General features: G+C 53.5%; 2 protein-coding genes. One reads left to right on the forward strand and one right to left on the reverse strand.

Going from position 1 to position 593, the window contains the following annotated elements:
* Positions 1–135: helix-turn-helix domain-containing protein (locus tag HMPREF9440_RS05925; protein WP_008542433.1), on the reverse strand; the 135-nt coding region annotated here is incomplete at its 3' end.
* A 69-nt stretch (positions 136–204) separates the two neighbouring features.
* Here HMPREF9440_RS05925 and tnpA point away from each other — a divergent pair.
* On the forward strand, positions 205–593 hold a 389-nt coding region (gene tnpA, locus HMPREF9440_RS05930), incomplete at its 3' end, for an IS200/IS605 family transposase (RefSeq protein ID WP_040764107.1).

Consider the following 593-nt stretch of genomic DNA (forward strand, 5'->3'; position numbering starts at 1 on the left):
GCCCTTGGCTTTGTAGTAGTGCTTCTTGAGGTAAAGCCCCTTGTTGTAGACAAAGCGCACCGCACCGAATTGGCCGCGCAGGAAATTGGCCTGCGCGGCTGTCGGATAGAGGCGCACTTTGACGACTCGAAGCATTGGTGCTCACTTCAAAGAAGGCTGTAAAATACAGGATTATTGTACCATTTTTCGTATTGGAGGTCCATCTTGCTTTCCAACTACGACAGACGGCGGCACAGCGTCACCAAACTCTGCGTTCATTTGGTTTTCACGACCAAGTACCGCCGCAAAGTCATGACGCCCGAGATTCTTGATGAAATGAAGACGACCTTGAAGGAGACCGCCGTCAAGCTCGGCTGTACGCCTCTTGAAATCAACGGCGAGGCAGATCACGTTCACCTTCTGCTGCGGTTCCCGGCGGATTCGAGCGTCTCCAGCATCGTCAACTCGTTGAAAACGGTCTCATCAAGAATGATCCGCAAGAACCACCCGGACATCCTTCACGGCGGACGAACGGGGTTGTTCTGGTCGAGGTCGTACTTCGCCGCGACCGCAGGCGGCGTTACCTTGGAGGTCTTGAAAACCTACGTAGAAAA

The organism is Sutterella parvirubra YIT 11816, from assembly GCF_000250875.1.
GTDB lineage: Bacteria > Pseudomonadota > Gammaproteobacteria > Burkholderiales > Burkholderiaceae_F > Sutterella > Sutterella parvirubra.